The organism is Proteocatella sphenisci DSM 23131 (assembly GCF_000423525.1).
In the GTDB taxonomy this organism is placed as follows: domain Bacteria; phylum Bacillota; class Clostridia; order Peptostreptococcales; family Filifactoraceae; genus Proteocatella; species Proteocatella sphenisci.
On sequence record NZ_AUID01000020.1, the window covers coordinates 18,068 to 32,012 of the forward strand.

Consider the following 13,945-nt stretch of genomic DNA (forward strand, 5'->3'; position numbering starts at 1 on the left):
ATGAAAAAACCATTAAGTATAAGCGATATTAAAAGTATCTTAAGCAGTTTTGATGAACTTCAAAAAGAAGACTATATAAGAGAGCTTATGTCTGATGAGAGAAGTGGTGTAAAAAAAATAATAGAATCCTACAACAAGCAAAAAATAAAGACAGAGATAGAGTGCTCAAGGCTGAAAAGTATGACGGATTTTGATAATTCGTACTCGGGTGATGGAATTATTCTTGCCGGAGTTGACGAAGTAGGCAGAGGGCCACTTGCAGGACCTGTAGTTGCAGCATGCGTTGTAATGGATAGTGATGATATTATCGAAGGTATCAATGACTCAAAAAAACTGACCCCTGAAAAACGTGAATATCTATATGATATAATAGTTAAAAAGAGCAGGTATTGTGCAATCGGTATGATTGAAAATGATGTGATAGACCAGATAAATATATTAAATGCTACTTTTCTTGCCATGACTTCAGCAATAAACCATGTTTCCAAAGAAATATCTCAAGACGGAGGGAAACTGGATTTGGTGCTCGTAGATGGGAATCAGAAGATAAAAGACCTTGACGTGATGCAAGAAACAGTAGTAAGTGGAGATTGCAAAAGTTATGCAATAGCGTGCGCAAGTATAGTAGCTAAAGTTTACAGAGACAGACTTATGCAAAATTACGATAAAAAGTACCCAGGGTACGATTTTGCAGGCAACAAGGGATATGGCACAGCATCTCACTATGAGGGACTTAATAAACAGGGTTTTACCCCTATACACAGAAAAACATTTTGCAAGTCGGTTTTATAAAAAAGGAGAAAAAATTGGAAAGCAGCAATAAAACAGTAGCTTTTCTGACTCTTGGTTGTAAGGTGAATACTTATGAGACTGAGGCCGTAGAAGAATTACTGAAAGGTAATGGATATAATATCGGTAAATTTGAAGAGTATGCAGACGTATATATCGTCAACACATGCACAGTTACAGCTATGTCTGACAAAAAATCCAGACAGATGATAAGAAGAACTAGAAAACTTAATCCATCGGCTGTGGTGGTTGTTATGGGCTGTTATTCACAAAAGGCCCCAAATGAACTACTTGCTATAGAAGAAGTGAATCTTGTCTTAGGAACAAGCAACAGAAAAGCTATATTAAAAGAGATTGAAGATATAAGCTCGGATGATAAAAGAATAATAGTAGAAGATATAATGAAAATAAGAGATTTTGAAGAGCTTGAGATAAGTGAAGTCAGAGACAGAGCAAGAGCTCTTGTAAAGATCCAAGACGGTTGTGACAGGTTCTGTTCATACTGCATAATACCTTTTACAAGAGGGCCTATAAGAAGTCGAAAGCTGGAAAACATTATAGAAGAAGTAAAAAGAATTGTAGAAAATGGATATAAAGAGGTAGTCTTGACTGGAATACATGTCGCATCTTATGGAAAAGATACAGGGGGCATATCGCTTATAGATGTAATAGAGGGCATAGCTAAAATTGACGGTCTTGAAAGAATAAGGACAAGTTCGGTTGAACCACTTATAATTACGGAAGAATTTGTAAAAAGACTGGGAAAAATAGAAGAATTCTGTCCTCATTTTCATCTTTCACTGCAAAGTGGGAGTGATACAGTGCTTTCAAGAATGAATAGACGTTATACTTCCGCTGAATATAAAGATGCTGTACAGACAATAAGAAAGATATTCCCATTTGCGGCAATAACAACAGACGTAATAGTGGGATTTCCGGAAGAAACTGATCAAGAATTCCAGGAGACCTATGAATTCTTACAAGAACTTAAATTATATGAAACTCATATTTTTAAATATTCACCAAGAAATGGTACAAAAGCAGCTGAAATGCCTGACCAGGTTGCCCCATCTGTTAAAAGTCACAGAAGTGAGCTTTTGATTAAACTTAATGAGAAAAACAAAAAAGATTTTGAAGTGCTTTATTTGGGTCAAAATGCAGATGTTCTGATTGAAACATGGGAAAATGGTTATTCAGTTGGACACACGAAAAATTATGTTAAAACGGGCATAAAAACAGAGGAAAACCTTGTTAATCAGGTTGTGGCATGTAAAATATCTGCAATCTCAAAAGATTTTGTAATTGCGCAAAAATCTTAATAAAAAAATATATATTTACTCCTTGATAATCAGTAGCCATATGGAATATAATAGAGGGAACAAAGATTGAATGGAGGTATAATATGGATTGTTTATTTTGTAAGATTGCAAGCGGTGAAATACCATCTACAAAAGTATATGAGGACGCAAAAGTACTTGCGTTTCGCGATATAAGTCCTCAGGCACCCGTTCACATAGTTTTAATACCCAAAGCTCACTATGAAAATATATTGGAGATTCCATTTGACAACAGTGTAATAAATGATATGATAAAGGCAGTACAAATCATAGCAAAACAAGAAGGCATGGAAGATGAAGGCTTTAGGGTGGTTAATAACTGTAAGGAATTTGGCGGACAGACTGTAGATCATCTTCATTTCCATATTCTTGGAAAGAGGAAACTGACATGGCCACCAGGCTAAAAAGAACTTGTAAAAAATTCAAAATAAGTGTATAATGTCATAGTAGTGTTTACCCATAATACAAAGCTACTTCAAACAATCTAAAAAGTGTTAGTAATGAGGGGAGGGATAAAGATGGCAACAGAAGTAAGAGTTAAAGAGAATGAATCTTTAGATAGCGCTCTTAGAAGATTTAAGAGACAATGCGCATTATCAGGTGTAATGGCAGAGGTTAGAAAAAGAGAGCACTATGATAAACCAAGTGTAAAAAGAAAGAAAAAAGCTGAAGCGGCAAGAAAGAAAAAACGATAGTTGATAGAAGGTGAAAACATGACTCTAAAAGAAAGATTAATGGAGGATATGAAAGTTTCTATGAGAAATAAAGAAACTTTAAAAAAATCCGTAATCACAATGATTAGAGCTTCTGTTAAACAGAAGGAAGTAGATGACAGAGTTGACTTGACTGACGATGATGTTGTCGAGCTTATAGCAAAACAACTAAAGCAACAAAAAGATGCATTGGTTGAATTTGAAAAAGCTGAAAGAGATGACTTAATAGCTCAAACTAAAGCAGAAATTGAGATCCTCGCTTCATATCTTCCACAGCAGCTTACAGATGAAGAACTGGAAGTTGTAGTTAGAGACGCAGTAGCTGAAGTAAACGCACAGTCTATAAAAGACATGGGCAAGATAATGGGTAAGGTTATGATTGTCGCCAAAGGTAAAGTTGACGGCAGAAGAATTAACGAAATGGTTAAAAAGATTTTAAATTAAACACACACAAAAAATAAAGAATCCTGAAAAGGATTCTTTTTTGATGTGTGTATTTACATAGTCAAGGTAAGATAGGACAGGGTCATTAAGAAAAAAAGAGCGAGGGCTATGCTCATACTGTTAAAAGACAGGTCAAAACGCCTTATTATGCTAATGATTCTTAAGTTTTTTATTAGATATGAGTATAAAAGTATTCCAATCGCATATGTAACTAAATAAATTGGAACTTTTGTTAATTGTGAGTAAAGTGAATAAGACAAGGGTGACGAGCTTATATAACTCATTACAGAAGTTCCTCCCACTCCCAGGAAAATGCATGCTATGCACATTGCAGACAATACTGCTATCTCATTTGATTTCAGAACAAGCTTATGAAAACTTCTGTCGGGTTTTGAAAAAACGACTTTGAAGAATTTCATGAAAGAAATCATAGTTCCGACGTTTATGACAGTGAATAACGATGTGTAGAACCTGGAGATATACCCTTTTGAAATAAAGTACTTAGAATATCCTCCGCTGAAAAATGGGGCTCCGGTTATGCTGAGTATTGCTATTATAAGATATATTGAAAGCAACGGATTTATATACCACAATCCATGCATCTGTGTTATGTCCCTTGTATTATAGTGATGTATAAGTAATCCTGCAATGAGGAAAAAAAGCGATTTAAATATACCGTGTGCCAGAATATGATATAATCCGCCAGAAGGATTGTAATAATACGAACCCGCAATTCCTGTAATAATAAGGCCGATATGAGATATAGTGCTATAGGCGAGGATTAGCTTTACGTTTGTCTGGCTGATGGCAAATATAAAGCCTGAAACAGCAGTAATAAAACCTATAAAAATCAATACAGAGCTAATGTCTATTGCGCTTTCAAATATCCACTGAACTCGCATGAGTAGATAAATGCCAGTCTTTATAAAAATACCAGACAGTATAGCTGAAACTACTGAAGGTGAACTGATTGCTCCGTGGGCTTTGGGAAGCCAGTTGTAAAGAGGCATAAGTGCAGACTTGAGACATACTGATGTAAAAATAAAAGAGAAGGGTAGTATAAAAGCTCTAGGATATGGATGAGAATCAACCGCAGATTTTATACTGAAAATATCAAGAGCTCCAGAAATTTTATATAGATATCCAGTACCAAAAAGAAAAAAAGCCATGGCAACCATATTTATCAGGAGATAAATCATGCCATCATAAGTTGATTGGCTGTCCTTCTTGAACATTATAAGTATACTTATGGCAATTGTAGATACTTCGATCAAAACATATATATTAAATAAATCCGTGGATAAGAAGATCCCGTTAATTATGCCCTCGAGGCTAAGAAATATAAAAATAAATAGCTTGTTCATATATTTCTTTTTAAAACTGAATATTATCATACAAAGGAACAAAAAGTTATTAAGGACCAGCATAAGGCTCGACAAAGAATCCACCCTCAGAGACATGCCATATGGAAGAGGCAGGCTCATCAAGTTAGTCATAATTTCCCGATTGTCAATTGTCAGAAAAATCCACAATGAAAATATAAATAGCAAAGCAGGTATAAGCGCTGACAAATTTACCGATACAAATTTACCGGTAAGATAAAGAAAGAGTCCAGCTAAAATTGGAAGAGTCACAAACAAAATAAGATAATCCATCAATCGCTTTCACCTCTCTTCGCTTTGACTCTTTTCCAGTTTGTAGTTCCGTATTTATGTGCCATGGCAATAAATATTGTAAGGCTTATAGCTGTAACCGATAGGCCGATTACGACAGCAGTTATCATAAGCGCTTGAGGAAGTGGGTCTGCGGCACTTGTAATACTTAGGGATTTTCCTATTGGGCCCGTTGTTTTTCTACCTGAATTTATTGATACAAAGAACAAGATTAGAGCGGCTTGCATTATTGAAAGGCTCATTATGGTCTTGATTATGTTTCTCCTGGAACATAACCCGTATACACCTGTGAAAAAAAGTACTGTGCTTATAGTTTCTCCGTTAATAAGAGATTTAATCATTGGGTCACCTGCCTTCAAAAAACACAAATTGATAAAATATTATGCTCATACCACATGTCACTTTCAATCCTATAAGGATATTCATGAATAATATATATTTTTTTACAGGAAAGATATTCATATTGTTTATGCCAGTGGCAAGAAAAGAGACGAATATGAGTATTATAAAGAATAGCAGAAGTTTTTCTACATATTGTGTTTTTGCTATAGAGATATCGTTAACAGGATTAAAAAGATATTTTGAAATCAAGGCAGAAGACAGAAGTGCACCCCCTTGAAAGCCCCCTCCTGGAGACGCATGACCATTTACAATTACATAAATACCGGCCATTATTACAAATGGGATGGAGATTCCCATTATTTTTGATATTAAATATGAATTGTCATTAATCATGTTCTGAGTCCTCGTTGTTTATAGAAAGGTAGACTATTCCTATGATACTTAACATGAGCATCAGAGCTTCGAATAAAGTATCATAATATCGGTAATAGAGGTAAATTGCTGTAACTGAATTTATAGATCCTGTTTCACTAAAGGCATTAGTAAGATAATATTGAGCTGCAGGATAGCTTGTGGACAAAGTGCTGTACCTGGAAAGCGAAATTACGAATAATGATATGCCGGTGATAAGTATTGCTAAGAGTAGTCTTCTCATTCGAGCACCTCGCTTATATTGTTTATTTCAAAAGAGTCGTGAAAATCTGGATCATTTTTTAAAAAAATATTCAGTTTTTCAAGTTGATAGTTATCGTAATGACCGTGAATTATGAATTTATATGAATAATTTTCTATAATAATGGCATATTTGTAATTTGAAACTATATTTTCTAAAGGCAGTGAAGAATGTATTATCTGAGCTTCCAGTTCCTGTTTGGTGCAGAATTTTTTTACTGTCTTCATAAGTTGGGTATTATCTATTAAATCAGAATATGAAGCTTCGTCTATATTATCGACTTTACAGTAAATGGTAAATATTTTGTATTTTTGAAGTGCCACAAGGTAAAGTATTGTAGAAAGAGTGCTTCCAATTATAGCCTCAGCTATTGCAATATCTGGTGCATTGTAAAGCAGATAAACAAGGGAAATACAAAGTGAAAAGAAGCCCAGATAAATAACGGCGTGTCTCAGGTGCCTTGTGTTTATAGCTGCCACAGCAAAGATTACCAATAAAATCAACATGATTTCAAGCATATATCAGTCCTTTCTTAGTTTATATCCACTTATATAGGCAGATCTTGTTATTGCGTGTGAAATAAGTGGGTTTACTATCAGTGTGATTAGGACTATAAAAGACACTTTGAGAGAAAAAAAAGAAAGTCCTTCCTTAAGTATAATTCCAAACATAAGCGTCAAGTAACCTGTGGTGTCTACTATAGAAGAGACGAGCGCTCTTTTATAAAAACTTTCAAATCTATATATTCCTATTATCCCTAAGGTCACAAAAACAATTCCCATAGATATTATTATATTTGAAATGATATTAATCATTATTATCATCCTCGCCTTCTTTAAATCTGCCTTTTCTATTAAGATACACTGATATGAATATGATTCCGGTGAAGCTGCATAAAGCATAGACTAGAGCGGTATCGAGGATGTAGGTCTGCTGGGTCATAGATGCAAAAAAAATCATTATTATCACTATTTTTGATGTAACAAGGTTCAATCCAAGTAACCTGTCCCATATAGTGGGGCCTATAAGGATTCTTAAGGCGCTTATTAAAGTGAGGAGTGTCAGGATGAATGTAGCTGTTTTCATTTAGAAGCCTCCTTTAGAATTTTTTCAAATCTACCTTTAATAATATCTCCGGCTGCACTTGAGTTGCTTGTTTTTGGATTGAGCCAAAGTATCATGAGCTCATTTTCTTTCATATCTATAGTGATGGTCCCAGGTGTTAGTGTTATGGAGTTGGCCATTATAGAAACCTGAAAATCGTTTTTTATATTTGTAGGTATACTAATGATTGCTAAATCTGATTTTCCGGATAAAATAGCAGGTATGACAGCAAAGCTGGATCTGTATATTTCTACTAAAAGAGTACAAAAGTATAGTGGCAGATTTAATATGTTAAAATAATAAAGATTATAGTAGGAATCATGAAGTGTGAGTTTTTCTGAAATAAAAACAGTAATTACAGAAAAGATAAGACCGTATATAAGTATCTGAACTGAAAAAAGTTCAAAAAGAGACGCCCAATAAAGCGTAAGGATAAAATAGATCTGGATGTAGTAGGTTGGCTTACTGATAGAGGCTCCTCCTTTCAAAAATGTAGTAAAATATGGTTAATTTGATTAAGTTGTTCTTTTGTTTTTTTATAATATACCCAATAACAAATAGAATTAACAGGTAGCAAAAGTAAGCTGAACAAAAAAACTGCATCTTATCCTCATTAATATTATGAGAAGAAATGCAGTTTTTATAAGTTGTATATTAGTTTTTTTTATAGTTAAGATTGTTGAAATCCAGGTTCATGATATACCTGTCATGACCTTCGCCGTATTCATCTTTATTCATATCGAGAATTTCAAATCCAATTTTGTCTTTATATAATTTTATAGCACCGGCATTATCAACATCTACAGTAAGACCCATTTTGTTGAATCCCTGATCTTTTACATTTTCTATGACAGCCTTCAGGAAGTGAAAGCCGAGTCCTTGTCCGTGGAAATCGGGTGCAATAGCATAATCAAAAAGATAACACTTGTCAGTGTCTTCCCAGTCTCGCATTAGTATAGCGAGTCCAATTATTTTCTTTTTGCTTTCTTCACGTAGCATATACACGTTACCGTGTCGAATCTGAGGTACTAATCCCCATTCATCCATGCCAAGGTCTCCAAATATATTTACTCCAAAATTTACCATACGTTTAAGTAAGTTGGAATTGTAGTCCTGTACAAGATAAACTTTTAAGTTTTCGATATCACCATCTAAATTTTGTATTACCTTCTTAGGTAGTTTTGTTTTTTCTTCTAAATACATAAATCACTCTCCTTAATTAAAAAAATTTTTCCAGATACTTTCAATGTATCATAATTGTATAAAATGCTGACTTTTAATGTTATAAAATCAGTAGTAAATTACAGAAATATTATTCAGTGTAAGCGTGTGTTATCAATGGTTACATCGTTCAAACGCAATTTACAAATTATTTACTTAAACATAATGTTTTTTACTGTAAACTTATTTAAGTATAACAAAATAATATATTTTTGTCAAATCATTTCGCTTTACTACTTCTTACATTTGTAGTGTAAATTTGTAAATCGGTTGAATATAAAATTAATATAATATATAATTCAAGTTATAATATTTTTAAATAATCAAATATAATAAGGAGTGCATATGAAAAAAACAAAAGGTGTAAAAGTATTAAGTCTTGTGACTAGCTTGATTGTTATGATTTCGGGAGTTGGAGTTTATGCGGAGCAGAACAAATCTGCTTCTAATTATAAGACTTACTCCAAGGTTGTTGCGGGAAGAAACGTAAATGTTGTAGAAGTATCATCAAAAGACATGACGGCTTATCTTGCTATTGGGCAGAATAAGGTTGGCGGTGTTCAGCCTCTGGCTAATATGGCTAAGGCATACTCAGCGAAGGTGGCTGTAAACGGAACTTTTTTCAATGCTTATGAGAAACAAGGACCATTTTCTCCAAATGGGAACTTGATTAATAAAGGAGAACTTATACATAAATACGATAATGGCACAAGCTTTACTGTTGCAAAAGATGGAAGCCCTCGAATCGGCAGGCTGAAAACCAGTATATCAGCTACAGCTGAAAATACTGGTCACACTGTGGGGGTTTATGGAATAAACCGAAAAGTGGGTGCTCAGGGAATATATCTTTATACTGACAAATGGGGAAAGGATTTGGGTATAAAATCTGGAATAAATATTGTTGTAAACAGTGATGGAAATGTTGTTAAAAAAGTTTCAGGTGAGAACGTACAGATACCTCAAGGCGGTTTTGTACTTAATATAAGTGGAAACAGTGAAGCTCTTTTGAGATTTGCGCAAGGATGCAGTGCAGGAAGTGTCGTAAGGTGGAAATATGAAGTTGCCGGGCTTGAAAATAACGATATCATGCTGGCAATCGGAGCCGGTCCTATGGTTTTAAATAATTCTAATAAGATAACAGACATTCAAAGTTATAAAAATGAAGGATTTACTGAATCAAAAATACTTGCAAATAGTGGAGCCAGATCGGCTATAGGTATAAAATCAAATGGAAATGTAGTTATAGTTACTACAGCTGCCAAAGTGAGTGAACTAGGGGGAATAATGCTGAGCCTGGGCTGCAGTGATGCGATGAATCTGGATGGTGGTGCATCGAGCGGTCTCTATGCAAATGGCAAGTTAATAACTACGCCTGGCAGAAACTTAAGTAATATTTTGTATTTTAAATAAGGGAATTAAAAAAGGTATATAGATCTGGCAAATGTCAGAATCTATATACCTTTTAAGTTTTATATTATGCGTAAACGAGTTCCTCAGCGTTTACGTTGAGTGAACTGAGTACTATAGCTGAGCAAATCATTGAGGCCGCAGATATAGCATAGTTAAGGTCGTTTTCAAATGAATTTGCCTCGTATAGATATTTTTGAAGAAGATCATCAAAAAAAGATATCAAATCGCTTCCTTCTACTGAAAGGCTTTCGTTAAACTGAATCTCATTTTTATGGATATATTGTTTTACTGCTTTATGAAGATCTTTTTCATAGATAAGATGTTTTTTCAGATTATCCTGATAGGTATTTCTGTCATGATGAGGAAGACAGAAATAATCACATACATAATGTGCTATAACTCCAAGTCTGTAAGAATACACATTTAGAGTAGTAATGCTTTCTGTTGGGTCAACAGATGAAAGATCGTTTATCATCTGAAGTATATAATCGAAATTCTGATGCTTGTAGTGTTTAAGATGTTTGTGATAAAAAGGCATATCAGGACTCATGTTTCCAGTCTTGAATGTTAGTTTACCGGGTGAAAAATCAGTATTTTTTTCGATATTTGAATATATAAGCTCTGACATTCTCATATGAGTTGGAATTAGCATTTATTGTCCTCCTTGTTTATATTACAACTTTCATTTTACTACAATAGAAAATCAATTACAATAATTTTTTAAAATATTAATGCAAGAAACTTGACACATATATATAAGATGATAAATATATATTACCATCTAAAACAAATTTTAATGAAAAGTTGAAATTAATTGGAAATTGTGGTATTATATTTCAGTGAGTATACCGAATAGTCGCATGGGTAACACCATGAGGAAAGTCCGAGCTCCGTAGGGCAAGGGTGCTAGGTAACACCTAGTGGAGGCGACTCTAAGGAAAGTGCAACAGAGATATACCGCCTGTTATACAGGTAAGGGTGGAAAGGTGAGGTAAGAGCTTACCAGCAATTGGGCGATCAATTGGCTATGTAAACCCCATCCGGAGCAAGACCAAGTAGGATCGAGAAAGGGGGCTGCCCGTCCCTATCCGTAGGTAGGTCGCTTGAGCCTGCTGGTGACAGCAGGCCTAGATAGATGACTGTTCAAGACAGAACTCGGCTTACAGGTATACTCATTAATTACCAATGCATATGCGTTGGTTTTTTTGTAAAAAATGTCTGGAGATAAATTTGATTAAAGAAGTAATTGTTGTAGAGGGTAAAGACGATATATCCGCAGTAAAGAAAGCCGTAGACGCAGAAATGATTGCGACAAATGGTTTTGGTTTTCCGAAAGATGTAAAGGAACGTATACAAAAAGCTGCTCAAACAAGGGGCATAATTGTACTTACAGATCCTGATTATGCGGGAGAAAAAATAAGAAAAGAGATTATAAGCATTGCAGGTAAATGCAAACATGCATATATTCCAAGAGAATCTGCTCTTAAAGGTGATGACATCGGAGTTGAAAATGCTAGTCCTGAGGCTATAATTCTGGCTCTTGAAAGTGCAAGGTATCAGAGCACTTCAAAACGAACGGAGTTTACTAATAAAGACCTTATAGATAATGATCTTTTGATGAACCTTGATTCGCGAAAAAGAAGAGACCTTGTTGGCCAGAAACTGGGAATAGGTTATGCAAATGCAAAACAGTTTTTATCAAGATTGAATAATTATGGTATTACAAGAGAAGAATTTGATGAAGCGCTAACGAACATAAACAGGGAGATATATGAGTAATTTAGCAAATGACAAAGCTACGAAAGCTATTGTTAAAAAATATGGATTTAATTTCACTAAGTCTTTGGGTCAGAATTTTCTTGTTGATGCAAATGTCCTGGGAGACATAGTAGATGGTGCAGATATAAAAGAAAATGATATAGTTTTTGAAATTGGTGCAGGTATAGGAACTCTTACCGAGGAGCTTGCAAAAAGAGCAAAAAAAGTTATAGCGATAGAGATTGACAAAAGACTGATACCTATATTAAATGAAACATTATCACAATATGATAATGTTGAAATTATAAATCAGGACATACTAAAAGTTGACTTAGCCGCTCTGGTAAGCGAGTATTCACCAAATCAGAAAATAAAGGTTGTGGCAAACTTGCCATATTATATAACAACTCCTATAATAATGAGATTCCTTGAAGAGAATATAGAATTATCATCAATGGTGATCATGATACAAAGAGAAGTTGCTGACAGAATGGCAGCGAGACCTTCCACAAAAGCTTATGGAAGTCTATCTGTAGCCATGCAGTATTATGCAGAAAGCAAAATAATAGCAGAAGCTCCAAAAGAAGCCTTTGTGCCATCGCCTAATGTTGACTCTGCTGTTCTGAAAATAAATGTTAAGCAAGATAAAGGTGTGGATCTCATGGATTCAGATCTGTTTTTTGAGGTTGTTAAGGGTTCTTTTTCAAAAAGAAGAAAGACAATTCTCAACTCACTATCGACTTACGGGGATTTTGAAAAAGATATTATTGAAAAAGCTCTTGGAGCTTCGGGCATAGATCCAAAAAGAAGAGGGGAGACTCTTACTATAATGGAATTTGCCGATTTATCAAATCGAATTTACTGTTTAAGAAGAGAAACGCTAAACAAGTAGTTTCAGAGGAGGCAAAATTGATTAAATTTGAAAATGTCAGTAAAAAATACGAAAAAAAAGACAAATTTGCATTAAAAGACGTGAATATAAATATAAACAGAGGTGATTTTGTTTTTCTTGTAGGTAGTTCGGGTGCAGGAAAGTCCACTTTTATAAAGCTGCTATTGAGAGAAGAGGTTCCTTCAGAAGGAACACTTGTAGTTAATGAAAAAGACGTAGCTTCACTTTCGCCTAGAACAATACCAAAATTCAGAAGAAATATGGGAGTTGTTTTTCAGGATTTCAGGCTGCTTCCTAATAAAACAGTATATGAAAACATTGCATTTGCAATGGAGATAACTCAACAAAAGAAAAGAGATATAAGAAGAAAGGTCCCGGTTGCACTTTCTCTTGTAGGACTCAGCGACAAGGCTAAATCTTATCCAAATCAACTTTCGGGCGGAGAACAGCAAAGAGTTGGAATAGCCAGAGCTATTATAAATAATCCTGTAATACTTATTGCCGACGAACCCACGGGAAACCTGGATCCGCAAAATGCTGATGAGATAATGGAAATTCTTCAGGATATAAACAGAAGAGGAACCACTGTTATAATAGCCACGCATGCAAAAGAAATAGTAGATAAGCTTCAAAAGAGAGTAATAACCCTCGATAAAGGTTTGGTTACAAGTGACGTGCAAAGGGGGAACTACACTAATGTTAAACAATGTTATCTATAGCATAAAAGAAGGACTAAAAGGACTTACAAGGAATAGATCTATGTCTTTGGCTTCGATTGCTTCTGTTGCATCGTCTCTTTTTGTTCTGGGTATAATGCTTTGTATAGTTTTGAATATAAACTTCATATCAGAGCAGACAAAAGAACAGTTTAATTCAGTTCAGGTATTTCTTGAAGATGATTTGAATAAGGATGACATAATTTCTGTCAGGACTAATATTGAGAAAATTGAAAATGTCAGAAGTATAACTTATGAGACTAAAGAACAGGCACTCGTAAATTTAAAACAGAGATGGGGAGAAAATTCCTATCTGCTTGAAGGTATTGATAATCCGCTTCAAAATTCATATATAGTCGAAATAGAAGATACCCAGAAGGCAGACCAGATGGTTGCAGATATTCAAAAACTTGATAAAATAGATGATATAAGCTATTACAAGGATATAGTTCAGCAACTCAACAGCATAGCTTCAACTGTAAACAAGTTTGGACTTGCCCTTATGGCGATACTTACTTTTGTTTCGGTATTTATAATAGCTACAACTATAAAATTGACACTTTATGCAAGAAAAAGAGAGATATTTATAATGAAATATATAGGAGCCACTAACTGGTTCGTAAGATGGCCATTTATAATAGAAGGTTTGATACTGGGTTTCATAGGGGCTGTAATAGCAATATTTGTGACATATGGCCTTTACGGAGTAGTGTATGACTTCCTCATATCGAGCAGTATGAATTTTATAAATGGATATCTCATAAATATAAATGACATCCTGGGTACAATATCAAAGGTGTTTATATCTATGGGAATTGGAATTGGAACTGTTGGCAGTGTGATTTCGGTAAGAAGATATCTGGAGGTATAAAT

General features: G+C 34.5%; 20 protein-coding genes and 1 other RNA gene. 11 read left to right on the forward strand and 10 right to left on the reverse strand.

From position 1 onward, the window contains the following. From G558_RS0108420 to G558_RS0108440, 5 genes are all read left to right on the forward strand, one after another. A complete protein-coding gene (locus tag G558_RS0108420) occupies nt 1-792 on the forward strand; it encodes a ribonuclease HII (protein ID WP_028829786.1) in 792 nt (263 codons plus the stop codon). Nucleotides 793-806: 14 nt separating this feature from the next. Next, entirely contained in the window at nt 807-2,108 is a 1,302-nt protein-coding gene (gene mtaB, locus G558_RS0108425) for a tRNA (N(6)-L-threonylcarbamoyladenosine(37)-C(2))-methylthiotransferase MtaB (protein ID WP_051188603.1), read from the forward strand. Nucleotides 2,109-2,191: 83 nt separating this feature from the next. Continuing rightward, on the forward strand, nt 2,192-2,530 hold the full coding sequence (locus G558_RS0108430; protein WP_028829788.1) for a histidine triad nucleotide-binding protein: 339 nt from the start codon (nt 2,192-2,194) through the stop codon (nt 2,528-2,530). Between the two features lie 114 nt (nt 2,531-2,644). Continuing rightward, the gene (gene rpsU, locus G558_RS0108435) at nt 2,645-2,821 is read left to right on the forward strand and encodes a 30S ribosomal protein S21 (RefSeq protein WP_028829789.1); all 177 of its coding nucleotides are present in this window, start codon (nt 2,645-2,647) and stop codon (nt 2,819-2,821) included. A gap of 18 nt (nt 2,822-2,839) precedes the next feature. After that, entirely contained in the window at nt 2,840-3,283 is a 444-nt protein-coding gene (locus tag G558_RS0108440; protein WP_028829790.1) for a GatB/YqeY domain-containing protein, read from the forward strand. Between the two features lie 53 nt (nt 3,284-3,336). Here G558_RS0108440 and G558_RS0108445 read toward each other — a convergent pair whose 3' ends face one another. The 9 genes from G558_RS0108445 to G558_RS0108485 all read right to left on the reverse strand — a co-directional run bounded on the left by G558_RS0108445 (nt 3,337) and on the right by G558_RS0108485 (nt 8,278). Beyond that, nucleotides 3,337-4,938, reverse strand: coding sequence for a complex I subunit 5 family protein (locus G558_RS0108445; protein ID WP_028829791.1), 1,602 nt, complete (start codon nt 4,936-4,938; stop codon nt 3,337-3,339). Beyond that, a complete protein-coding gene (locus G558_RS0108450) occupies nt 4,938-5,297 on the reverse strand; it encodes a sodium:proton antiporter (RefSeq protein WP_028829792.1) in 360 nt (119 codons plus the stop codon). The genes G558_RS0108445 and G558_RS0108450 overlap by 1 nt, the downstream gene beginning before the upstream one ends. Before the next feature lie 4 nt (nt 5,298-5,301). Next, on the reverse strand, nt 5,302-5,691 hold the full coding sequence (locus tag G558_RS0108455) for an MnhB domain-containing protein (protein WP_051188604.1): 390 nt from the start codon (nt 5,689-5,691) through the stop codon (nt 5,302-5,304). Next, nucleotides 5,684-5,953, reverse strand: coding sequence for a hypothetical protein (locus G558_RS0108460; protein WP_028829794.1), 270 nt, complete (start codon nt 5,951-5,953; stop codon nt 5,684-5,686). The genes G558_RS0108455 and G558_RS0108460 overlap by 8 nt, the downstream gene beginning before the upstream one ends. Continuing rightward, nucleotides 5,950-6,489, reverse strand: a complete 540-nt coding sequence (locus tag G558_RS13705) for a Na(+)/H(+) antiporter subunit B (RefSeq protein WP_071604470.1) — start codon at nt 6,487-6,489, stop codon at nt 5,950-5,952. Before G558_RS13705 ends, G558_RS0108460 begins: the two co-directional genes overlap by 4 nt. A gap of 3 nt (nt 6,490-6,492) precedes the next feature. After that, nucleotides 6,493-6,786: a cation:proton antiporter gene (locus tag G558_RS0108470; RefSeq protein ID WP_242825223.1), complete on the reverse strand. Its 294-nt coding sequence runs from the start codon at nt 6,784-6,786 to the stop codon at nt 6,493-6,495. Then, nucleotides 6,779-7,057 (reverse strand): monovalent cation/H+ antiporter complex subunit F, encoded by a 279-nt coding sequence (locus G558_RS12805; protein ID WP_036931828.1) that lies wholly within the window; start codon nt 7,055-7,057, stop codon nt 6,779-6,781. Before G558_RS12805 ends, G558_RS0108470 begins: the two co-directional genes overlap by 8 nt. Beyond that, the gene (locus tag G558_RS13420; protein ID WP_051188605.1) at nt 7,054-7,563 is read right to left on the reverse strand and encodes a Na+/H+ antiporter subunit E; all 510 of its coding nucleotides are present in this window, start codon (nt 7,561-7,563) and stop codon (nt 7,054-7,056) included. The genes G558_RS12805 and G558_RS13420 overlap by 4 nt, the downstream gene beginning before the upstream one ends. Before the next feature lie 166 nt (nt 7,564-7,729). Continuing rightward, nucleotides 7,730-8,278 (reverse strand): GNAT family N-acetyltransferase, encoded by a 549-nt coding sequence (locus tag G558_RS0108485; protein ID WP_028829796.1) that lies wholly within the window; start codon nt 8,276-8,278, stop codon nt 7,730-7,732. Nucleotides 8,279-8,641: 363 nt separating this feature from the next. Between G558_RS0108485 and G558_RS0108490 the strand changes: the two genes are divergently transcribed. Continuing rightward, nucleotides 8,642-9,706: a phosphodiester glycosidase family protein gene (locus G558_RS0108490; RefSeq protein WP_028829797.1), complete on the forward strand. Its 1,065-nt coding sequence runs from the start codon at nt 8,642-8,644 to the stop codon at nt 9,704-9,706. Between the two features lie 64 nt (nt 9,707-9,770). Here the strand turns inward: G558_RS0108490 and G558_RS0108495 are convergent, their stop codons facing one another. Next, nucleotides 9,771-10,358, reverse strand: coding sequence for a zinc dependent phospholipase C family protein (locus G558_RS0108495; protein ID WP_028829798.1), 588 nt, complete (start codon nt 10,356-10,358; stop codon nt 9,771-9,773). A 188-nt stretch (nt 10,359-10,546) separates the two neighbouring features. Between G558_RS0108495 and rnpB the strand changes: the two genes are divergently transcribed. The 5 genes from rnpB to ftsX all read left to right on the forward strand — a co-directional run bounded on the left by rnpB (nt 10,547) and on the right by ftsX (nt 13,943). Continuing rightward, nucleotides 10,547-10,885: RNase P RNA component class A (rnpB, locus tag G558_RS13430), an RNA gene on the forward strand. A 51-nt stretch (nt 10,886-10,936) separates the two neighbouring features. Next, nucleotides 10,937-11,485 carry a ribonuclease M5 gene (rnmV, locus tag G558_RS0108500; RefSeq protein ID WP_028829799.1) on the forward strand — a complete coding sequence of 183 codons (549 nt, stop codon included), beginning with the start codon at nt 10,937-10,939 and terminating at the stop codon, nt 11,483-11,485. Beyond that, nucleotides 11,478-12,356, forward strand: coding sequence for a 16S rRNA (adenine(1518)-N(6)/adenine(1519)-N(6))-dimethyltransferase RsmA (rsmA, locus tag G558_RS0108505; protein WP_028829800.1), 879 nt, complete (start codon nt 11,478-11,480; stop codon nt 12,354-12,356). The genes rnmV and rsmA overlap by 8 nt, the downstream gene beginning before the upstream one ends. 17 nt (nt 12,357-12,373) lie before the next feature. Continuing rightward, a complete protein-coding gene (ftsE, locus tag G558_RS0108510) occupies nt 12,374-13,075 on the forward strand; it encodes a cell division ATP-binding protein FtsE (protein WP_028829801.1) in 702 nt (233 codons plus the stop codon). Further along, entirely contained in the window at nt 13,053-13,943 is an 891-nt protein-coding gene (ftsX, locus tag G558_RS0108515) for a permease-like cell division protein FtsX (RefSeq protein ID WP_028829802.1), read from the forward strand. Before ftsE ends, ftsX begins: the two co-directional genes overlap by 23 nt. Nucleotides 13,944-13,945: the final 2 nt, after the last annotated feature.